An 18,362-nucleotide genomic window follows, 5' to 3' on the forward strand; every position below is an offset into this window, starting at 1 on the left:
ACGGGGGAGCCGCGGGTTCGCGACTTTCCCTATAGCAGCTCGCCGAAGGCTGATGTCGGCCCTAAACGGTCATTCCAGGCTGGTCACGCACGCGGGAGAGGACGTGGCCAACCCAAGGTCTGCCACGTCATCCATCACAGGAACTTGCAAAGCGAGATGTTCAAAGCGCTACGCCGACACTCGACAGGAAGCTGTCGATGCGGTGATCAACCACGCGCTTTGTTTCGGCCCAGGCGGGAACCGACTGAATTAGATTGTCGTGCCAGGCCATGAGATTGGGAAAATCCCGTAAGGGAGGCCTCGAACGATCGATCTGCGAAAACGGCCCCGCAACGTCGATATCGGCAAGCGTCAGGGTCTCGCCGACAATGAATTTGCGGCCTTGCAGGTGCTGGTCAAGCACTTTCGCGGCCGCACGAAGCTTGCCCTCGGCGAAGGCGATGACGGCCTCGTTCTTTGGCAGCCCCATCACCGTCTTGCCCACTCGCTCGTCGAACAGCGCCGTCGCAAAGACGCGCCATTGCTCACCCGACCAGAACATCCACTGAAGTACCTCAAAACGGTCTTCTGCGGTCGCTCCGACCAATGGGGAGTTTGCCTTGCTCGCCAGATAAAGATTGATGGCGGCTGCTTCGTAGAGAACGAAATCACCATCGACCAGAACAGGCGTCAGGCCGTGCGGATTGAGCCGTGATTTGAACTCAGCCGTCTGGCTCTCGCCCTTGAACAAATCGACCATAACGTGTTCGATTTCGATGCCCATGACTTTTGCCGCCGTGGTCACCCGCCGCAAGCTGCCTGATCCGGGATCGCCGTAAATCTTGATTGTCATAATTCTTCCTTTGGCTCCAAGACCCTCGCGGTCTCACCAAGCCGATTTCTCATATTCTCTGATTGAATTGAATTGCGCCAGGAAGCATAATATGAATTCCATTTTTGAATAGTTCCAAGGGTTAAGGATCGGGGAAATGGACAGGCTCGATTCCATGCGCGCGTTCGTGCGCGTCGTTGAAAGCGGAAGCTTTTCGCAGGCCGCGCGAGACCTGAATGTGAGCCAGCCAACTGTCAGCAAACAGCTCGCGGCTCTTGAGGCGCGTCTTGGAACGCCGCTCCTCTCGAGAAATTCTCGAACTCTTGCCGTTACGCTTGCGGGCCAGGAATATTATGAGGCCACAGTCCGTATCCTTGAGGATATCGATTCCATCGAAGAAAAGGTTCTGGCAGGGCAATCGTCCCCCTCGGGTCTGGTCCGGGTGACCCTCTCGCCAGCCTTCGGCAGGCTCTATGTCATCCCGCGGCTCCGTGCCTTTCAGGATCGTTTTCCGGACGTGGCAATCGACATGGAAGTCTCGGGCCGTCACGTCGACCTTGTCGAGGAAGGGATCGATGTCGCGATCCGGATCGGTCCACTGTCCGATTCTGCGTTGGTTGCTCGACGCATCGGCGATATGCGCATGATAACCCTGGCATCAGCGAGCTATCTCGCCCTGCACGGAAAGCCGGAAACGCTTGACGACTTGCGATCGCACCAACGTATCGGCTATGTCCATAAGGGCAGTGTCGTCGGTTGGGAGTTTACGGCCCACGGTCGGCGGATCACTTTAGACGGCGGAGGCGCGTTTCGCACCAACGATGCCGAACATGTTCGCGGTGCGGTCCTTGCCGGTCTGGGTATTGCCCATCACGCAAGTTGGTTGTTCCCGGATGTCCTGGCCTCCGGCGAGGTCGTCCGGATTCTTGACGATCACGCTCCGCCGCCTTTGCCAATTTTCGCCATCACGGCTTCCGGGCGTCGCATGCCTTCGCGGGTGCGGCATTTCATCGACTTCCTGGCCGATATTTGCGCTGAAGAGGCAGAGCTACGGATCACTGAATGAGCTATGATCGACGTTGGCGCAAAACCGCCATTTCCTCGCTCCCTGCGCATCCCCTTCTCCGCAGCTCCCTTGCAACGCGCTACTCGCCAGCCGCTTCCCTTACTGCCGAGGTGAGGTTTGCGCCGATCGCCCGCGCCTGCTGGAGCCCGGCCTGAGAGGACGCAGCGTCGAGCGGGAGCAGGAGGTCCGATCCCACCCTGCGCGCGCCGACATAGCCGAAAATGCCCTCGTCGATCTGTGTCCGAAGTGCCTGCGCATAACCGCGCTTGTCGTAGGTGCGCTGCGTTGCGCCGCCAACCGCCACCAACTGGACCGCAAGCCGCCCGAGAAGACGTGTCGTTTGCTCGCCCTCGGCATCGATATAGGCCCAGCCATTGGTGAAAACGCGGTCGATCCAGCCTTTGAGGATGGCGGGCATGGACCACCAGTAGACGGGAAAGATCAGGATCAGCAGATCGGCGCGGTCGATCCTTGCCTGCTCGGCGACAGTGTCGGCCGGCAAAACCGTTCCGTCGCGAAAGGCCCGATAGTCGGCACCTGTATAGCGAGGATCAAAGCCCTCGGCCGTCAGGTCGGCGATTTCGACCGTGTTCTGCGGGTCTTCCTGAAGGCCGGCGATGACCTGCTCGGCCACGGCATGCGTATAGGACGAGGCCTCGGGATGCGCAATGACGATGAGAGAATGCATGGCAGGTTTCCATCTGAAGGCGTTTTGGGATTGGCCCGGTGCTAAACCGCCTGCGGGATGCGGGCGATGACCTTGATTTCGAAATCGAACCCGGCAAGCCAGGTGACGCCAACGGCGGTCCAGTTTGGAAATGGCGGGGCCGGAAAAAACTCGTCCTTGATCGGCATCAGGATCTCGAACTGGTTCTGCGGGTCGGTGTGGAACGTCGTGACATCGACGATGTCGTCAAAGCTGCAGCCTGCGGCTTCCAGCGTTGCCCGCAGATTCCGGAATGCCAGCCGGGCCTGCGCTCCGAAATCCGGTTCTGCCGTTCCGTCCTCCCGGGCGCCGACCTGACCCGAGACGAGGTCGCCGGATTGAATGGCGGCGGAATATCCATGCTGCGTGTAAAGCGCGTGCCGGTCGGCTGGAAAAATGGCTGTGCGGGCGGTCATGGGTCTTCCTTTCTGGGGACGCTGCCGAAGCTTCTTCCAACGGCGGGCCGGTTCAGATACTGTGCGTATGTGAAATAGTGAGATACGCTGCGTATGTCAAATTAAATACGCATCGTATGTGAAATGAGGGTATGATGGCGAAGACGCGTGCGCAAACCATGGAAGAAAACAGGGCAAAGCTCATTGCGGCTGCACGCAGGGCTTTTGCCGAAAAAGGCTATGCCGCCGCCTCCATGGATGAGCTGACGGCGGAGGCGGGCCTCACGCGCGGCGCGCTCTACCACAATTTCGGCGACAAACGCGGACTGTTTGCCGCCGTCGTCAACCAGATCGATTCCGAGATGGCGGCGCGCGCAAAGGCGGTGGCGGCCTCAGAACCCGACGAGTGGAAGGCGCTGCTTGCGGAGGGAATAGCCTATATCGAAATGGCGCTTGATCCCGAGGTGCAGCGCATTGTGCTGCTCGATGGGCCGGCGGTGCTCGGCGATCCGTCCAGATGGCCAAGCCAGGACAATTGCCTGCAGGTGACAAGACAGGCCGTCGAGCGGCTGATTGCGCATGGCACGATGAAGCCGCTCAATGCCGAAGCCGCCGCCCGCCTCATCAGCGGCGCCTCCCTCAACGCCGCCCTCTGGGTGGCGGCGAGTGATGATGCGGAAGCGGTGCTGGCGAAGGCTGTCGAGGCGTTTTGCGCAATCGCCAGCGGCGTTCTCGCGCGGCAGGACTGATAGGCTGCGGGTTTGAGCGGGTGCCTCACCGGAAGCCCGAGATGCGCAGGCTGTCTTGGCGCCGGGACGAAAGGACTGGCGCAGGTCTTAGCGCGGCGTGTCTGGTTCACCCCCCTCTGTCCTGCCGGACATCTCCCCCACACGGGGGGAGATTGGCGTGGGGCCGATGTCGCCGCCCCACATCCGCCTTTTGGGAAACCAAATCAGCCGTCCCCCGATTCCACAAGAACCGTTGCCGGCAAACGCTGCGGCAAATTTAGAATGCGGCGCCTACTTCCGGCTGATCTCCCCCCTGAGGGGGAGATTGGCGTGTGGCCGATGTCCCCCTCCCACATCCGCCGTTTGGGCAAACCACATCCGCCGTTGCGGCAATTGCAGAGATAAACTTGGAATGCAGCGGCAGCTTCCAGCTGATCTCCCCCCATGTGGGGGAGATCATCGTGTGGCCGATGTCGCCGTCCCACATCCGCCGTTTCCCAAACCACTTCTGCCGTTTCCGGATCCCACAAATGCCGTTGCCGGTAAACGCTCCGGTAAACTTGGAATGCGGCGGCAGCTTCCGGCTGATCTCCCCCCGTCTGGGGGAGATGTCCGGCAGGACAGAGGGGGGCGCCGCACCCACCGCCCTCACCCGAACCAAAAAAGCCGGCGCGGCCCTACGGACGCCCCCAGGCTCAACCGCGCCCGGCAAGCCATGCAAAAGGGGGGGCCTTTCGACCGCCCCTGGATGTCGTGCCGTTGCCCGCCTCGGCTCAAAACTCTTCCCAGCTTTCGGCGACCGCTGCCGGAGAGCCGCCGCCGAGGCCGACGGCGCCGGCGACTTTGGCGATCATGCGGCGCGCCGGCGAGGCAACGGGCTTTGCTGTCGCCCGGGCGGCTTCCGGACGACGCCCGGCGGGTGCTTCGGAGGCGCCGCCGACGCGGAACTGGCCGATGATGTCGCGCAGCTTGTTGACCTCATTGGCAAGGGCGGCGCTGGCGGCGGTGGATTCTTCCACCATCGCGGCGTTCTGCTGGGTAACCTGGTCCATCTGGTTGACGGCGGTGTTGACTTCGGCAAGACCGACCGACTGTTCCTTGGCCGAGGTGGCGATGGCGTCGAGCTGGGTGTTGATCGTCACCACCTGCTGCTCGATCACCTTCAGCGCCTCGCCGGTTTCCTGCACCAGCCGCACGCCGGTCGAGACTTCGTCGACGGAGTTGCGGATGAGATCCTTGATCTCCTTGGCCGCCTGGGCGGAACGCTGCGCCAGTTCGCGCACTTCCTGGGCAACGACGGCAAAGCCCTTGCCGGCTTCCCCGGCGCGCGCCGCTTCCACGCCCGCATTCAGGGCGAGAAGGTTGGTCTGAAAGGCGATTTCATCGATGACGCCGATGATCGAGGAGATCTGGTTGGACGACTGTTCGATGCGCTGCATGGCATTGACGGCGCTCGAGACAACCTCGCCGGAGCGACGCGCCGAGCGGTTGGCTTCCACTGCCACGTGACGGGCCTCTTCGGTGCGCTTGGACGAGTTGGTGACATTGGTGGTGATCTGGTCGAGCGCTGCGGCGGTTTCCTCCAGCGAGGCGGCCTGCTGTTCGGTGCGCTTGGACAGATCCTCGGCACTCTGGCTGATTTCGCGCGTGCCGTTGCCGATGCTGCCGGTGGCGACGGAAACCGAGCGCAGGCTGTCTGCCAACTGTCCGACGGCAGCGTTGAAATCGGAGCGGAGGGCTTCGAAATCGCGGGCGAAGGGCTCGGAGAGACGGAAGGTCAGGTCGCCATCCGACAGATGCTTCAGGCCCTGCGCGAGGCCGGAGGTGGCCTGCGCCATTTCCTCCGCACGCACGCGATCGGCTTCCAGCGCGCGGGCCTTTTCAGTTTCGCTGGCCGAACGGGCCTGATCGGCTTCCTGTTCCAGCTGGCGGGCACGAAGGCCGTTGTCCTTGAACACCTGCACGGCCTTTGCCATGCCGCCGATTTCGTCGCGGCGATCCGTGCCGTCGACCATGACACCGAGATCGCCATTGGCAAGCGTGACCATGGTGGCCGACATCGCGCGGATCGGCTGCACCAGCCAGGCGCGGATCAGGAAGAAGCCGGCGAGAAGAACCAGCACAAGGCCGCCGATGACGATCGAGAGCGTCACCATCACTGTGGCATTGGTCTTGTCGGTCAGATCGTCGCTGGCCTTTGCGGCGGCTTCGACCAGTTGCGTCGTGATGTTGCTGAATTTGGGCGACACGGCCGTGAAGGCCGGCTGGCACTGTTCGAGGAACAGGGTCTGCGAAGCGGCAATCTCGGCTTCCGTGGTGGACGCCTTGCCGGCAGCGATAACGGCGGCACAGGTGGTGTTGAGGATGCTCAGAACCTCGGTGCGCAGTTGTTCGACCTGCGGATTCCCCGGCAAGGCCTTGGCCACCACATCCATGTACTTCGTAAAATTGGCCTTGCCGTCTTCGATTTCCTTGGCCGACCTGGCATTCTGCTCTTCCGAGCGGGCCATCATCAGGTCGCCGATCGCGGCGCGCATGTTCTGTACGGTGCGGTTCGAGCGCGCCATGTACAGCGCGCCCTGGCTCGGGCCATCCAGCAGTTTGCTGTATTCGTCATCCGTGCGCGAGATCTGCTGCGTGGAGTAGAGCGCCATCCCCAGGGTGAACAGGCCAAAGCCTGCCATGATGATCAGAAATTTGCCGATAATTGAAACGTGCTTCACATGCCACTCCCGCAAGAACCTGGCGTTCAGATGAGTGAGCCGCGTGCAAATCATTCGCCGGGCAAACGCGAAAGAGCGTGACGGACGTCTCCGCATCGGCCCGGGGCGGGCCGAAACGGGCTGCAAAGGTGCTACGCCTCATCGCTCTGTTCGGACGCACACCTTGAATCGGCGCCGATCCGAACGGTCTATTTATGTCAATAGATCGTTACATCTGCGTTAATGATCATGTCTTCATATATCGATAGGACTTCAAATTCGTCGCCATGCGACGAATCCCGTATACGTTTCTCGATATGAGGGGCCGAACGAAAAAGGGGCGGACCGCGATCCACCCCGTACAACACTATCTGCGACCACAACGTCATCCTCGGCCCAGCGCCCAGTCATACAAGCTCCATGAAATCAGAGCGTTGCAGATGCTCGGGACAAGCCCGAACATGACGGAAGAAGCGCAGGCCCCTTTGTCAGCAATCTGGCGAGGCGGACGCGGTCCACCCGGTCTTGCCGTTCATCGAACCATAAAGGCTTGCTCAAAACTCTTCCCAGTTCTCGGCAGCAGGCTTTGCCGCAGGCGCAAAGGCGCTTGCCAGCTTGCTGCGCAGGGCACCCGCCGGAGACGGTCTGGCGCGCGCGCCGGCAGGTGCCGCAACCGGGCCTTTCAGGCGGGCAGGTTGCGGAATTTTTGTGCGGCCTTCCGTGGGCTTTGCTGCGGGCGCAAAGCGTGGCGCCTCGAGGGAAGCGGCACCACCTTGCACCGGCCGGGAGGCCGGCCGGCTGTCCTGTCCAGGCGAGGCGGCGGCATTGCCCAGCCGGAACTGGCGCAGCAGCGCATCCAGTTCGCTTGCCTCGCGCGCCAGCGCATGGCTTGCCGCCGTCTGCTGTTCCACCATCGCGGCATTCTGCTGGGTGTTCTGATCCATCGAGGAGACGGCGGTATTGATCTCCTGCAGACCGGTCGCCTGCTCGCGCGAGGCGGTGACGATCGCCTTGATGTTCTCGTCGATCTCCTGCACCTCGACCACGATGGCCTGCAGCGCCTCGCCGGTTTCGCCGACGAGAGAAACCCCGGCATCCACCTGCTGGCTGGATGTGGTGATGAGCGTCTTGATCTCCTTGGCGGCATTGGCCGAACGCTGCGCAAGCTCGCGCACTTCCTGCGCCACCACGGCAAAGCCCTTGCCCGCTTCGCCGGCACGCGCCGCTTCCACGCCGGCATTCAGCGCGAGAAGGTTCGTCTGGAAGGCGATGTCGTCGATAACGCTGATGATATTGATGATTTCGCTGGACGATTTCGAAATGCCTTCCATCGCCGCCACCGCACGGCGCACCACTACGCCTGACTTTTCCGCGCCGAGCCGCGCCCGCTCGACACGCTCGCCGACATCTTCGGCGCGACGGGCGGAATCCTTCACCGTCGTCGTCACCTCCTCCACGGCGGCCGCCGTCTGCTCGACGGAGGCGGCCTGCCGTTCGGTGCGTTTTGCCAGGTCGTCCGTGGCGCTGCGGATTTCCATCGCGCCGGCATGGATGGCGGACGTGTTGCGCCCGACGCCCTGCAGCGCATCCTGCAGCTTTTCGACGGCCTGGTTGAAATCGCCGCGCACGCGGTCGAGATGGCTGGCAAAAGGCTGTTCGAGCCGGTTTGCCACATCGCCTTCGGCGAGCCGCGACAGGCCTCCGGCCAGCGCATTCATGGCAAACTCGATCTCGGCGGCCTCATGCGCCTTGCGGCTGTCATTGTTCTGGCGTTCCTGTTCGCTGGCCACGCGCAAACTTTCGGTCTCCTGCGCCAGCCGCAGCTTTTCGATCGCCGCATCCTTGAACACGGCAACGGCCTTTGCCATGCGGCCCACCTCGTCGCCCCGGTCGAGCGCCGGCACGGGGATTTCGTGGCGACCGGAGGCGAGCGCCGACATGGCTTCCGTCATGCCGACGATGGGGCTGACGATGGCGCGCGACAGGAGCCAGATCAGGGCCACCGAAATGACACCGGCAACCGCACCACCGATCAGCAGCGTCCAGAGAAGATTGGTGTGTGCGTTGAGCTGCGTCCCGGCCGTGGCGCGGATCAGATCGTCCGCCTGCGCCTTGATGCGGGCGGCGGCGGCACGGAAACCGGCAAGCGGATGGGCGGCCTGGTCGCTAGCCGTCGCTGTGCCCGCGGCCGCCTCACGCGCCTTCACCTGCGGATCCACCACCTGCCGCTGGTAGGCATCGGCGGACGACTTCATCTCGTCAAGCGTTGCGACCATGGCCGGAAAGCCGGTCGCCTGCTTGCGCGCCTCGCCAAGGGCCGACACCACGCTGTCGCGGGCGACAGCCATGGCAGACAGAAGGGCCGGATCGCCGGACAGAAGATAGCCGCGCTGCAGGTAGCCTTGTTCCATCTGCGCCTCGAGCGCCTGGCCGACGGCAGCGGCAATCGCCTGCGCCTGCATCTGCTCGCGCGAGGCGGCAGCCGATTTCAGCCCCTGCCAGTAAACCACCGCAGATGCGATGAGGCAGACGGACATGAGCGCGAGAAATGTGCTGATCAGCTTTTTGTTGAGAGACAGGTTCTTGAACGACATGGAGTGTGCTGCGGTTTCTTCTGGAACGACAGGAAGGCGCACCGGCGCCGGCGACGAACCCCAAAAAGAGCGCACGCGCCTTAACATCGGATTGAGAAAATCGGCAGGATTTCACCCATCGCGCGGCCGAAATTGCGCTTCGTCAAGGCCGGAAACGCAAAATCCCTTGCCAGCCTGCGCATTCGCCGTCATGGACTGGCGCATGACATCTTCACACGATCAAAGACTGGACCAGCTGCTGGTCAACCGCGGCCTGTTTGCCAGCCGTTCGCGCGCCCGCGATGCGGTGCTGCGCGGCACCGTCAAGGTGAACGGCCAGACCGTTCTGAAACCGAGCGCCGTGGTGCCGGGCAATGCGAGCTTCACCATCGACGATCCGGCGCAGGATTACGTGTCGCGCGCGGCACTGAAACTGGTGGCCGCCCTCGACCATTTCGGCCTTGATCCGGAGGGCCTCAACTGTCTCGATATCGGCGCCTCCACCGGCGGCTTCACCGAAGTACTGTTGAAGCGCAAGGCGGCCTATGTGGTGGCCATCGATGTCGGCCACGGCCAGATCCATGACCGAATTGCCGGCAGCCCGCGCGTCTTGAGCCTCGAAGGCCTCAACGCCCGCGCCATGACGCGCGACGATGTGGGCGACGAGGACTTCGGCATGGTCGTCTCGGACGTCTCGTTCATCTCGCTGAAGCTTGCGCTGCCGCCGGCACTCGACATGGCCGAGCCGGGTGCGACCTGCGTGCTTCTGGTGAAGCCGCAATTCGAGGCGGGACGCGATTTCGTCAGCAAGGCCGGCCTGTTGAAGGATCCGGAGACGGCGCCCGACGTGGCGGCCGAGCTGGAGCGCTGGCTGGTGGAGGACATGGGCTGGGAAAGCCTTGGCCTCATCCCCTCCCCGATTGCCGGCGGCGACGGCAACCAGGAATATCTGCTGGCCGGCCGCAAGCCGCTCGTGGATGATGACGACCTGGACGATGACGATCTGGACGAAGAGGCAGACGAGCAATGAGCGCGCCCGGTTCCGGCACCCAGACCGTCACCATCGCGCGCCTGGGCGCCCAGGGTCACGGCATTGCCCATGGCGAGGACGGGCCGATCTACGTGCCCTTTGCGCTTCCCGGCGAAACCGTCTCCATCGCCCGTGTCGGTGCGCATGGCACGGTCATGTCGACCGCCACTGCCTCGCCGGACCGCGTGGCACCGGTCTGTCGCCATTTCGGCCCCGACAGCGATGCCTGTGGCGGCTGTTCGCTGCAGCATCTGGCCGATGTGCCTTACCAGGCCTTCAAGCGCCAGCTGGTGGTCGATGCGCTGAAATCCAAGGGATTGACGCCGGAGGTCAGGGATCTGGTGACGGCCGCCCCGGGCGAGCGCCGCCGCGTCGTGTTTTCCGCCCGCATGACGGAAAAGGGCCTGCTGCTGGGCTTTAACCGGGGCGAAAGCCATCAGCTGTTTTCGGTCGTGGAATGTCCGATCACCACGGCGGGCATCGTGGGTCGGCTCGATGTGATCCGCCGGGCCGCCGGCGCGCTGGCACAGGGCACCGATGTGTTTCGCCTGACGGTTCTCGAAACCCGCACCGGACTTGACCTGTCGGCCGAGGGGCTGAAGGCGCTGACGGACGCGCAGCGACGCCGGGCGACGGAAACCGTGCTGGCGCTGAAGGGCGTCGTGCGGCTTTCGGTGAACGGCGAAATCCTGATCGAGAAGGAAAAGCCGCTGCTCGACTTCGCCAGCGTTCCGGTCTCGCCGCCGCCGGGCGGCTTCACCCAGGCGACCCGCCAGGCCGAAGATGCCATGGCCGCCATCGTCATCGGGCATCTCGGCAAGGCAAAGCGCGTGGCGGATCTCTTTGCCGGCTCCGGCACCTTTGCGCTCCGGATCGCGGCAAAGGCCCGGGTGCATGCGGTGGAAAGCGATGCCAAGGCGATTGCAGCGCTTGACCATGCCGCCCGTCACGCCCAGGGCCTGAAGCCGGTCAGCATCGAGCGCCGCGATCTCTACCGCCGTCCGATGATGGCGCAGGAACTGAAAGTGTTCGATGCCGTGGTGTTCGATCCGCCCCGCGCCGGCGCCGAAGTCCAGATGAGCGAACTCGTCCGCTCCGGCGTCAAGAAGGTCGTCGCCGTCTCCTGCAACCCGCTGACGCTGTCCCGCGATCTGGCCATCCTCATCGCCGGCGGCTACCGCATCACCAGCGTCACCCCCGTCGACCAGTTCCTGTGGAACCCGCATGTGGAAGCGGTGGCGCTTCTGGAGAAGTGACACCCGCGCTTTCTGCAATGCCTTTGCGGGTCACGCCATAGCTGCGGCCTGCATTTACCCCCCTCTGCCCTGCCGGGCATCTCCCCCACACGGGGGGAGATCGGCTGGAAGCAGGCGCGGCATTCAAAGTTTACCGGAGCGATTGCCGGGAACGGTTTTTATGGGATCCGGAAATGGCTGATTTGTTTGCGGAAACGGTTCATGAGGGACGAGCACATCGGCCCCACGCTAATCTCCCCCCGTGTGGGGGAGATGTCCGGCAGGACAGAGGGGGGGGTGAACCGCGCACGCAACGCGCCATCTGCCCTTAAAACCAACGCGACACCTCAAGAGATCAATCGAACACCATCACCCCGCCGGTTGCAACGTGCCGTTGCCGGTGACGCCGTCGCAGCGGCAGCGTCCGCCGGCGCGGCCTTCCGGGGCGCGGCAGATGTAGGGGCGGGTGCGGTCGGCGCTTTTGGGCGGCTCGATGATGCAGACGAAGCGCGGGCGTGGCTTGAACTGGTTGTCGTTATAGACCCGTGTATTGGGGCCGGACGATTGGGCGAGAACGCCGGAAGCGCCCGAAAGCAGGATGAGGATGCCGGCGGCGAGCCTGAGCATGGCGATGTCTCCCAAGAGATTGCGGAACGGATGGCTCCATCCTTGGCCGACCCCGCTTAACGCCCGGTGAAGACGTCTTACCGCTTGCCGCGCTGCAGGAAGGCTTCGAAAGCGGCCCGCGCTTCCGTGCTTTGCAGCTGGCGACTAAAATGCACCATCTCCTCGTCCATGCGGGCCAGAACCTCCTGCCCGTTGCCACGCAGAAGATCACGGGCAATCTTCAGGGCGCCGGCAGGCTTTGCCGCAAGCGCGGCGGCCAGTTTCAGCGTCTCGGCCTCGACATCGGCCGCCTCGACAACCGCCCATACCAAACCCGCCTCGCGCGCGGCCTCGGCCGAAAATCCTTCGCCTGCCACCAGCAGGGCAAAGGCGCGCTGATGGCCCATGAGGCGCGGCGCAAGCAGGCTGGAGGCCGCCTCCGGCACCAGCGCCAGATCGACGAAGGGCGTGCGAAACAGGCTGCGCGACGAGGCGACCGTCAGGTCGCAGTGCAGGTGAAGCGTCGTGCCGATGCCGATGGCCAGACCATCGACGCCCGACACCAGCGGCTTGTCGAAACCGGCCAAGGTTTTCAGAAATTCCACCGCCGCTGGCGGCTCCGTCGTGCCGGACATGGCATGGGCCAGGAAATCGGCCATGTCATTGCCGGCGCAAAAGCAACCGTCCGAGCCGAGAAAGGCGACCGCGCGGATGGCGGGGTCTGCGCTCGCCTCCTGCAGTCCTGCCACCATGGCGCGGTACATGGCAGAGGTGATGGCATTCTTCTTCTCCGCCCGGTTGAAGCGGACGACGGCAACGCCTTCAAAGGCCGGCGGATGTTCGATCAGGATGGGCTCGCTCATCGGTGTCTCCTTCAGCCGAACACGGCGCGGGCGCTAGCAAGGCTTGGGGCCCCGTTTACCACCCGGTCCTTCAAGGCTGCGGTTTCGGCAATGAGGTTTTCGGCGGCAAAGCGGCAGAGCGCCACGCGCTCAGGCTTGCCATGCGCCTCATCCGCCAGCGCCCCCTTGGCGAGATAGATGCCGGTGAGGGCAAGCCCGAACAGCCGCAGATAGGGCGTGGCGCCGGAAAGGGCTGCCACCAAGTTTCCCTCGGCCTGCTGCGCAAGAAGCCATTCGGTTGTCGTTTCGAGATCATCGAGGCTTTGCGCGAGCCGGGCCGCCGTCTCGCCCAGACCGTGGAGATTGGAAGTGCGCACCGCGTCTGCCACCGCGCGCAACTCGGCGATAAAACCACGCACCTGCCCGCCGCCCGACAGCGGCAGCTTTCGCGTCACAAGATCGATCGCCTGGATGCCGTTGGTGCCCTCGTAGATCGGCGCGATGCGCGCGTCGCGCAAGAATTGCGCCGCCCCCGTTTCCTCGATGAAGCCCATGCCGCCATGCACCTGGATGCCGAGCGAGGCGACATCGACGCCGATATCGGTGGCAAAGGCCTTGGCAATCGGCGTGAGAAGAGCCGCCCGCTCCTGCCAGGAACCCGCGTTTTCGCCGGCATGCGAGAAATCGATGGCCTTGGCGCAGGCATAGCAGATGGCGCGTGCGCCCTGCGTCAGCGCCTTCATCGTCAACAGCATGCGCACCACATCCGGATGCTCGATGATCGGGCTCATGCCGTTGCCTGAGGGCTTTTCGCCCGTCCAGGCGGGCGCCTTGCCCTGCGTGCGCTCGCGCGCATAGGCAACCGCCTTTTGCGTTGCCGCTTCCGCAACCGCCACGCCCTGCATGCCGACGGCCAGGCGCGCATTGTTCATCATGGTGAACATGCAGGCGAGCCCGCGGTTTTCCTCGCCGACCAGCCAGCCGATGGCGCCCGGTTCGTCACCGTAACGGCCATCGCCATAGATCATCGTGCAGGTGGGCGAGCCGTGAATGCCGAGCTTGTGCTCCAGCGAATGGCAGAACAGATCGTTGCGCGCCCCCGGCGTGCCGTCCTCATTGGGCAGAAACTTCGGCACGAGAAACAGCGAGATGCCGCGCGTGCCGGCCGGCGCATCAGGAAGACGCGCCAGCACCAGATGGATGATGTTGTCGCTGGCGTCATGCTCGCCCCAGGTGATGTAGATCTTCTGGCCGAAAATGCGGTAGGTGCCGTCGCGGGCCCGCTCCGCCCGGGTCTTCAGCACTCCGAGATCGGAACCGGCATGCGGTTCGGTCAAATTCATCGTGCCGGTCCATTCGCCCGACACCAGCTTTTCGAGATAGGTCTGCTGCAGCGCCCGGCTGCCATGCGCCTTCAGCGCCTCGATGGCGCCGACCGTCAGCGTCGGCCCGAGCGCAAAGGCAATCGAGGCAGAGTTCCACATCTCCAGCGTGGCGACGTTCAGCATGTTGGGCAGGCCCTGCCCGCCGAACTCTTCCGGCGCCGTCAAGCCGTTCCAGCCGCCGGCGCACCAGTCCTTGTAGAGCTTGACCCACTCATCCGGCGACAGAACCCTGTCCCCCTCGACGAGCCGCGCGCCCTGCCGGTCGCCGATGGCGGCAAGCGGGGCGATTTCGTCGCTGGCGAAACGGCCGGCCTCCGACAGGATGGCCTCGACCAGATCCGCGCTCAGATCGCCGAACCGGCCTTCGCCGATGGCATCGGCAAGGCCAATGACATGGTTCAGGGTGAAGGCGATCTCCTCGACCGGTGCCTTGTACATGAGAACTCCTCCTCCGCCGTTCCGGCCGCGCGCCTCCCGCGCACCGCCTCCCATTGCTTTTTACGTAAACGTAAGATGGCTTGTCAATCGCCAAGCGCGGGCGCCCGGCGTGTGCCGGTCGCGGCAAAAGAGGTGTTGCACGACAAAGACCGTCACAGAGAGGCGTTATGGAGAAGACAACGGCGACATTCGTCTGCTGCTGCCGGCCGTCTTCCTTGCCAGACGCGACAGGCAGCGGCAGGATGCCGCTTCCCGCATTTTCCGGATGTCTGCATGGCGCTTCTTACCCCTTCCGTACCGGGCCTCGTCTGGGCCTATCAGTTTCATGGCCACTCGAAGACCTGCCGGCGGCTTCCGACAGAGGCGGGCCGCGACGACCTTGCAACACCGGACAGCGGCGATTTTCTCTGGCTGCATCTCAACCTCGCCGACCAGCGGGTCCCGGCTTTCCTGGAAGGGTTTCAGGATCTTGATCCGGCCGTGGTAACGGCGCTGACGACGCATGAAACGCATGCCTCGATGACCCTCGACGACCGGATGGTCTACGGCACACTTGTCGATTTCCAGCGGGATTTCGATGCCGATACGCGCGATATCGGCTGGCTGCACTTTGCCGTCTGCGGCAACCTCATCATCACCACCCGCCTGCAGCCCCTGCGCTCCATCGACCGGGTGCGGGCGGCGGTGGAAAAGAACCCGGCGCGCTTTCACCAGCCGATCGACGTCTTCGAGGCGATCGTTGCGGAATTCCAGCGCACGCTGATCTCGCTGGTGATGGAACTGACGGAGGAACTGAACCAGATCGAGGATGTCGTCTATGGCAATGATTCGCGCGACGAGAGGCGGCGGCTGGCGCCGGTCCGGCGCGTCGTCGTGCGCCTGCATCGCCATCTGCGCACCGTGCTGACACTGATGCGACGGGCGGCAGCCGCCGACGACGACGAGATGCCGGCGGGTTTTGACGACGTGGCCGGGCGCCTGACGAGCCGGCTGGAAGCGGTGGATCACGATGTCTACGCGCTGCAGGATCGCGCACGCCTGCTGCACGAAGAAATCGATTCCAAGCTCTCCTCGGAAACCAACCGCCACCTCTACATCCTGTCGCTGATGACGGCCTTCCTGCTGCCGCCCTCGCTGGTGACGGGGTTCTTCGGCATGAACACGGCGGCCCTGCCCTTTGCCCATACCGATAGCGGCACCGGCTGGGCGTTTGCCTTCATGCTCCTGTCGGTGGGCTTTGCCTGGTGGCTGTTGAAGCGCGCCGGCATCCTGTGACGGGCGCTGTCTGGCACAACGAAAAACCGCCCGGCGACATGTCCGGGCGGTGTGGTCGTTTCAGACGTTCAAGGCCTCAGTAGTAAGGCGACAGGCACTGCTGGCGCGGGCCTTCATAGGGCTGGAACGTGTTCGAATAACTATCATAGGTGCGGTAACGGGCCGCGCAATATTCGTAGTGGCGCGGGTTGAGCCCCGTGCGCACCGGTGCGACTTCGCGATATTCCGGCACGTAACGGGGTGCGGGAACATAGCGCGGCTCCGGGCGCGGCTGGGCAAGCGCGCCGCCAATGATCGCGCCTGCAGCAAAGGCTGCCAGCGGATACCAATAGCCATCCCGGTAGCGGTGGTTGGGGCGATGCTCGCGGTAACCGCGATAGCCGCCGTAGTAACCGGGGCGATCATAGCCGCGGCCATAATAGCGCGGCGGCGGCGGGCCATCGCGCCAGTACTGCACCTGAACCACATCGCCGGCCGCGGCAGGCGCGGCCACCAGCGGCATGGCCTGCGACGGCAGGATCGACGCCGACAGCAGCGCGGCAGACAGTCCCGCAATGGACAAACTCTTCATCAGCGTCATCATCTTCGGTCTCCCTTTCTGGGTCACGCGGGCAAAGGCGGCATCCGCCACCCCCCGGCGTTTATGAGAAAAACCTATCTTTTCTCACCTGAACCGCCGATTAACATGGGGATTGCGCGACACCGGCAAAAGACCATGCGACAAGACGGCAGGCACAGATGTGCCGAACGCGAAACCCGGCCCCGCACAAGGCAGGACCGGGTCATCAGCAGTCATTCCGGCGAACGCGCCCGATCAGTAGGGCGAGTTGCAGCTCAGACGCTCGCCACGGCTGTTGGCCACGAACGTGTTGTCGGAGGCGCGGTAGGTCTTGTAGCGGTTCTGGCACCAGGCATAGTGGCTCTGCGAATAGCGGCCGGGCGTGACACGCTGCGGCTGCGCAACCGCGCCGCCGATGATCGAGCCTGCCGCAAAGGCAGCCAGCGGGAACCAGAAGCCGTTGTGATAACGATAGCCTGCGCGGCGTTCACGATAGCCACGGTGACCGTTGTAGTAGCCCTCGCGGACCGGCGGGCGACGATAATCGCGACGACCATCGTAATGCCGGCGATCGTTCCAGTGACGGCGGTCTTCGCGGCGCCACTGAACATCAGTTGCCTGCGTCTGCGCGCTCTGGCGGTCAACCGCGACCACCGGCATAGCCTGAACCGGCGCCAGACCGGTGAAGGTCACGGCAAGCGTCGTTGCCAGGATGGCGAATTTCTTCCTGATAGAACCCATGGGTGCTTCCTTCCGTCTTTTTATCAACAGTCAGAACGCGCACTCGACCTTGGAAGTTCCCGTCAAAGGGTCAGAAATGTAAGCTTTTGGTGACCGACAAGGGTCGCGTGAACCCGGTCCTCACCCGACAAAGGGTCGGCAGACGGTGTCAGACCTCGATCTCGACATCGCCCTTCGGACGCGAGCAGCAGGCAAGGATGTAGCCCTCCTCGATCTCCTCGTCGAGAATGCCGCCATTGTGGTTCATGTCCACTTCACCGGACAACAGCATGACGCGGCAGGTGCCACAGAGGCCGGATTCGCAGGCCGCCCCGATGCGCACGCCATTGGCGCGTGCCGTCATCAGGATGGTTTCGCCGGGCTTGCAGGGGGCCTGCTTGCCGGCAATGGCAAAGGACACCATGGCAGGCGCCTCGCCTTCGGCAAGCGCCACCGCCTCTTCCTCGACGGTCGCAACGGCCGGCTGAAAGCTTTCCTGGTGGTAGCGGCTCATGTCGAAGCCTGCCCCGTCCAGCGCCGAACGCACGGCGGCCATGAACGGCTCGGGTCCGCAGCAGAAGATCGTGCGGTCGAGGAAATCCGGCGACAGAAGCGAGATCTTGGCGCGATCGACAAAGCCGCGCAGGCCCGACCACGGTTCGGCCTTGCCGCAATGCTCCACCACGAAACCGAGATTGAGCTTCGGCATCAGCCGCGACAGGTTTTCGAGCTCATGGCGGAAGATGATCTCAGAGGGCGAGCGGGCGCAGTTGATGAAGACGATATCCGACAGCGGCGCCCGGTCGGCCATGTCCCGCGTCATCGACATCATCGGCGTGATGCCGGAGCCGGCCGAGATGAACAGGTATTTTTCGCCCGGATGCTTCACATAGGAGAAATCGCCGAGCGGGCCGTAGGCGCGCATCCTCATGCCGGGCTTCAGGTGCTCGAACATCCAGCGGGTGCCGATGCTGTCCTTCTGCGCCTTCACCGTCACCGCCAGCGCATAAGGCCGCGACGGGCTGGATGACAGCGTATAGGTGCGCATCACCGGTTCCGGCCCGACCGGAATTTCCAGCGTGACGAACTGGCCCGGCAGATAGCGAAACCACACGGACCGTTCCGCCTTGAAGGTGAAGGTCATGACATCGGGCGCCTCCAGCGTCACGGAGGTGCATTCGAGAAGATGCAGCCGGTCGCTCCACGGCACCATCTGGTCGAAATGCTGGTAGGTCGTCACGGCCATGTTCATCTCACGTCATTCCGTCTGCGGGCATGTTGTTTGGCGCCT

General features: G+C 63.7%; 16 protein-coding genes. 5 read left to right on the plus strand and 11 right to left on the minus strand.

Going from position 1 to position 18,362, the window contains the following annotated elements; genetic code table 11:
• Positions 1 to 160: 160 nt before the first annotated feature.
• Positions 161 to 832: a glutathione S-transferase family protein gene (locus J2858_RS03435; protein ID WP_210103327.1), complete on the minus strand. Its 672-nt coding sequence runs from the start codon at positions 830 to 832 to the stop codon at positions 161 to 163.
• Between the two features lie 136 nt (positions 833 to 968).
• Between J2858_RS03435 and J2858_RS03440 the strand changes: the two genes are divergently transcribed.
• Positions 969 to 1,877, plus strand: coding sequence for a LysR family transcriptional regulator (locus J2858_RS03440; protein WP_210103328.1), 909 nt, complete (start codon positions 969 to 971; stop codon positions 1,875 to 1,877).
• Between the two features lie 79 nt (positions 1,878 to 1,956).
• On the opposite strand, the gene J2858_RS03445 is transcribed toward J2858_RS03440, so the two are convergent.
• A complete protein-coding gene (locus J2858_RS03445; RefSeq protein WP_210103329.1) occupies positions 1,957 to 2,565 on the minus strand; it encodes an NAD(P)H-dependent oxidoreductase in 609 nt (202 codons plus the stop codon).
• Positions 2,566 to 2,606: 41 nt separating this feature from the next.
• On the minus strand, positions 2,607 to 2,999 hold the full coding sequence (locus tag J2858_RS03450) for a RidA family protein (protein ID WP_210103330.1): 393 nt from the start codon (positions 2,997 to 2,999) through the stop codon (positions 2,607 to 2,609).
• 134 nt (positions 3,000 to 3,133) lie between these two features.
• Between J2858_RS03450 and J2858_RS03455 the strand changes: the two genes are divergently transcribed.
• Positions 3,134 to 3,727: a TetR/AcrR family transcriptional regulator gene (locus J2858_RS03455; protein ID WP_210103331.1), complete on the plus strand. Its 594-nt coding sequence runs from the start codon at positions 3,134 to 3,136 to the stop codon at positions 3,725 to 3,727.
• A gap of 752 nt (positions 3,728 to 4,479) precedes the next feature.
• Here the strand turns inward: J2858_RS03455 and J2858_RS03460 are convergent.
• A complete protein-coding gene (locus J2858_RS03460) occupies positions 4,480 to 6,429 on the minus strand; it encodes a methyl-accepting chemotaxis protein (protein WP_210103332.1) in 1,950 nt (649 codons plus the stop codon).
• 533 nt (positions 6,430 to 6,962) lie between these two features.
• Positions 6,963 to 9,002 (minus strand): methyl-accepting chemotaxis protein, encoded by a 2,040-nt coding sequence (locus J2858_RS03465; protein ID WP_210103333.1) that lies wholly within the window; start codon positions 9,000 to 9,002, stop codon positions 6,963 to 6,965.
• 202 nt (positions 9,003 to 9,204) lie between these two features.
• Here J2858_RS03465 and J2858_RS03470 point away from each other — a divergent pair, with 202 nt between their 5' ends.
• Entirely contained in the window at positions 9,205 to 10,011 is an 807-nt protein-coding gene (locus J2858_RS03470) for a TlyA family RNA methyltransferase (RefSeq protein ID WP_210103334.1), read from the plus strand.
• A complete protein-coding gene (locus tag J2858_RS03475; RefSeq protein ID WP_210103335.1) occupies positions 10,008 to 11,267 on the plus strand; it encodes a class I SAM-dependent RNA methyltransferase in 1,260 nt (419 codons plus the stop codon). Before J2858_RS03470 ends, J2858_RS03475 begins: the two co-directional genes overlap by 4 nt.
• A 348-nt stretch (positions 11,268 to 11,615) precedes the next feature.
• Here the strand turns inward: J2858_RS03475 and J2858_RS03480 are convergent, their stop codons facing one another.
• The 3 genes from J2858_RS03480 to J2858_RS03490 form a co-directional block, all read right to left on the minus strand.
• Positions 11,616 to 11,873, minus strand: a complete 258-nt coding sequence (locus tag J2858_RS03480; RefSeq protein ID WP_210103336.1) for a hypothetical protein — start codon at positions 11,871 to 11,873, stop codon at positions 11,616 to 11,618.
• 77 nt (positions 11,874 to 11,950) lie between these two features.
• Positions 11,951 to 12,715, minus strand: a complete 765-nt coding sequence (locus J2858_RS03485) for a crotonase/enoyl-CoA hydratase family protein (protein WP_210103337.1) — start codon at positions 12,713 to 12,715, stop codon at positions 11,951 to 11,953.
• An 11-nt stretch (positions 12,716 to 12,726) separates the two neighbouring features.
• On the minus strand, positions 12,727 to 14,517 hold the full coding sequence (locus tag J2858_RS03490; protein ID WP_210103338.1) for an acyl-CoA dehydrogenase: 1,791 nt from the start codon (positions 14,515 to 14,517) through the stop codon (positions 12,727 to 12,729).
• Between the two features lie 273 nt (positions 14,518 to 14,790).
• Between J2858_RS03490 and J2858_RS03495 the strand changes: the two genes are divergently transcribed.
• A complete protein-coding gene (locus J2858_RS03495) occupies positions 14,791 to 15,792 on the plus strand; it encodes a transporter (protein WP_210103339.1) in 1,002 nt (333 codons plus the stop codon).
• 76 nt (positions 15,793 to 15,868) lie between these two features.
• On the opposite strand, the gene J2858_RS03500 is transcribed toward J2858_RS03495, so the two are convergent.
• The 3 genes from J2858_RS03500 to J2858_RS03510 all read right to left on the minus strand — a co-directional run bounded on the left by J2858_RS03500 (position 15,869) and on the right by J2858_RS03510 (position 18,323).
• Positions 15,869 to 16,375 carry a BA14K family protein gene (locus J2858_RS03500; RefSeq protein ID WP_210103340.1) on the minus strand — a complete coding sequence of 169 codons (507 nt, stop codon included), beginning with the start codon at positions 16,373 to 16,375 and terminating at the stop codon, positions 15,869 to 15,871.
• 231 nt (positions 16,376 to 16,606) lie between these two features.
• On the minus strand, positions 16,607 to 17,092 hold the full coding sequence (locus tag J2858_RS03505; RefSeq protein WP_210103341.1) for a BA14K family protein: 486 nt from the start codon (positions 17,090 to 17,092) through the stop codon (positions 16,607 to 16,609).
• Between the two features lie 148 nt (positions 17,093 to 17,240).
• A complete protein-coding gene (locus J2858_RS03510; RefSeq protein ID WP_210103342.1) occupies positions 17,241 to 18,323 on the minus strand; it encodes a hybrid-cluster NAD(P)-dependent oxidoreductase in 1,083 nt (360 codons plus the stop codon).
• Positions 18,324 to 18,362 lie beyond the last annotated feature (39 nt).

The organism is Neorhizobium galegae (assembly GCF_017877135.1).
Lineage (GTDB): Bacteria > Pseudomonadota > Alphaproteobacteria > Rhizobiales > Rhizobiaceae > Neorhizobium > Neorhizobium galegae_A.